Annotated in this window: 3 protein-coding genes; 2 read left to right on the forward strand and 1 reads right to left on the reverse strand. The window is 70.5% G+C overall.

The genetic code is table 11. The features are described 5' to 3' along the window. The first annotated feature begins 246 nt into the window (after positions 1-246). Positions 247-1,329: an S-(hydroxymethyl)mycothiol dehydrogenase gene (locus tag H0X00_RS23310; RefSeq protein ID WP_293775208.1), complete on the forward strand. Its 1,083-nt coding sequence runs from the start codon at positions 247-249 to the stop codon at positions 1,327-1,329. Further along, positions 1,329-1,958, forward strand: a complete 630-nt coding sequence (locus H0X00_RS23315; RefSeq protein ID WP_293775210.1) for an MBL fold metallo-hydrolase — start codon at positions 1,329-1,331, stop codon at positions 1,956-1,958. Before H0X00_RS23310 ends, H0X00_RS23315 begins: the two co-directional genes overlap by 1 nt. Before the next feature lie 36 nt (positions 1,959-1,994). Here the strand turns inward: H0X00_RS23315 and H0X00_RS23320 are convergent. Next, on the reverse strand, positions 1,995-2,645 hold a 651-nt coding region (locus H0X00_RS23320), incomplete at its 5' end, for a hypothetical protein (protein ID WP_367186754.1).

The following is a 2,645-nucleotide window of genomic DNA, read 5'->3' on the forward strand; positions in this document are numbered from 1 at the left end:
GGCAGCGTCGAGGACCGCGCCATCCGGGCCAACTCCGCGCGCTGCTCACTACTGACCGGCAACGCCGGTGCTGTCTTGATCGGCATGATCAATCATACCGCGCTAATTCACAGACAGACCACTAGGCGGGCCTGATCGGGTCGGGCGAGACGAAGCGCCCATTCGGGGCCTGCGCATGAACCCAGCGTGATCCGGTAGAAATTCGGACAAGTCCCGACAGCGGTAGAACTCAGCGAGGAGCCCAACATGCACGAGGTACGCGCGGTCGTCGCCAAGACCAAGGGCGCTCCGGTGTCCGTGGAGACGATCCTCGTTCCCGACCCTGGGCCTGGGGAGGCGCTGGTCAAGGTCGAGGCCTGCGGGGTGTGTCACACCGACCTGCACTACCGCGAGGGCGGCATCAACGATGAGTTCCCGTTCCTGCTCGGCCATGAGGCCGCGGGCACGGTCGAGGCGGTCGGCGCCGGCGTGGTCGGCCTGGCGCCCGGGGACTACGTGATCCTGAACTGGCGCGCGGTGTGCGGGCAGTGCCGGTCCTGCCGGCGCGGTCGGCCCTGGTACTGCTTCTCCACCCACAACGCGACGCAGAAGATGACGCTCGCCGACGGCACGGCGCTCTCCCCGGCCCTGGGCATCGGCGCCTTCGCCGAGAAGACCCTGGTCGCCGCCGGGCAGTGCACCAAGGTCAACCGGGCCGCCCCGGCGGCAGCCGCCGGCCTGCTCGGGTGCGGGGTGATGGCCGGTCTCGGGGCCGCGGTGAACACCGGCAACGTCGGACGCGGGGACACGGTTGCGGTGATCGGCTGCGGCGGGGTCGGCAACGCCGCGATCGCCGGTGCCCGCCTCGCGGGGGCGCGCACGATCGTCGCGGTCGATGTCGATGACCGGAAGCTGGACATGGCGGTCAAGCTCGGCGCCACCCACACCGTGAACTCGAAGACCACCGACGCGGTCGAGGGCATCCGCGCGGCCACCGAGGGCAACGGCGCCGACGTGGTGATCGAGGCGGTCGGGCGCCCGGAGACCTACAAGCAGGCCTTCTTCGCCCGCGACCTGGCCGGCACCGTGGTGCTGGTCGGCGTCCCGACCCCGGACATGACCCTCGAGCTGCCGCTGATCGAGGTGTTCGGCCGGGGCGGTTCGCTCAAGTCCTCCTGGTACGGCGACTGCCTGCCCAGCCGTGACTTCCCGATGCTGATCGACCTGTACCTGCAAAAGCGCTTGGACCTGGATGCGTTCGTGTCCGAGACGATCGGCATCGAGGATGTGGAGAAGGCGTTCGAACGGATGCACCACGGCGACGTCCTGCGCTCAGTCGTGGTGTTCTGATGGCGGCTCAGATTCAGCGGATCGTCACCTCCGGCCAGTTCAGCCTCGACGGTGGCACCTGGGACGTCGACAACAACGTCTGGCTGGTCGGGGACGAACGCGAGGTGGTGGTGATCGACGCTGCCCACGACGCGGCGGCCATCGAAGAAGCGGTCGCCGGGCGCCGACTGGTCGCCATCGTGTGCACCCACGCGCACAACGACCACATCAACGCCGCGGCCGAACTGGCCGACAACACCGGTGCCCCGATCCTGCTGCACCCGGACGACGATGTGCTCTGGCGGATGGTCTACGCCAATCGCCGCCCGGACAAGGCGTTGCACGGCGGTGATGTGATCACCGTCGCCGACACCGTGCTCGAGGTGCTGCACACCCCGGGCCACGCGCCGGGGGCGGTGTGTCTATACGCCCCCGAGATCGGCGCGCTGTTCTCGGGCGACACCCTGTTCCAGGGCGGGCCCGGCGCGACCGGCCGCTCCTACAGCAGCTTCGAGGTGATCATCGACTCGATCCGCGACCGGTTGTTGGTGCTGCCGGGCGACATCGTCGTGCACACCGGGCACGGCGAGGGCACGACGATCGGTGGCGAGGCCAAGCACCTGGACGAGTGGATCGCCCGCGGGCACTGACCCCGCGGGCACTGACCCCGCTGAAATGACAGAGCGTCAGGACACGAGCTTCGCGCGCAGCGCCGCGGCCCGGTCCTTGAGCTGCTGTGCGTCCTCGGGGTTGATGACGCCCTGGCCTTCGAGCTCGCCGATCTTGGCGACCAGATCGTCGACCTTGGCCGCCGCCGCCGGCCGCTTGTTGTTTTCGGCGTCGGATCGGATCGCGGACATGCGGGCCGCCAGGTCATCCTTGGCGGCGGGGTCGGTGTAGGCCGCCGCCTCGATCGCCTGCTGCAAGCCGTTGAGCTCTGCGGTCGGGACCGGCACCGGGGTGGGCGTCGGCGTGGGCGTCGGCAACACGATGATCGGCACGGGGGTGGGGGTCGGTGTCGGGGTCGGGATCGGGGTGGCCAAGGGGTTCGGGGACGGCGGCGGCCCGACGGTGGCCGTCGAACTCGGGGAGGCGCTGGCCGAGGCCAGCGGCGAGACCGTCGGGGTCGGTGTCGGGGTGCCGCCGAAGGGAATCTGGGTGCCGGGGGCGTCGTCGCTCTCCTGGGACAGTGCCCAGCCCACGCCGCCGGCCCCGATCAGCGCGAGTACGCCGAGCACGATCAGCCACGGCCGGGCGCCACCGCCGCGCGGAGCGCCGTGGCTGGCCATGGCCGCCGTGTTGCCGCCGGCCGAGGAGTAGACCGGGGGCGGCTGGGC

This window comes from Sporichthya sp., assembly GCF_013815995.1.
In the GTDB taxonomy this organism is placed as follows: domain Bacteria; phylum Actinomycetota; class Actinomycetes; order Sporichthyales; family Sporichthyaceae; genus Sporichthya.

Coding starts and splice junctions, on each gene's coding strand:
- H0X00_RS23315 (WP_293775210.1), top strand. CDS start 1,329: ATGGCGGCTCAGATTCAGCGGATCGTCACCTCCGGCCAGTTCAGCCTC.
- H0X00_RS23310 (WP_293775208.1), top strand. CDS start 247: ATGCACGAGGTACGCGCGGTCGTCGCCAAGACCAAGGGCGCTCCGGTG.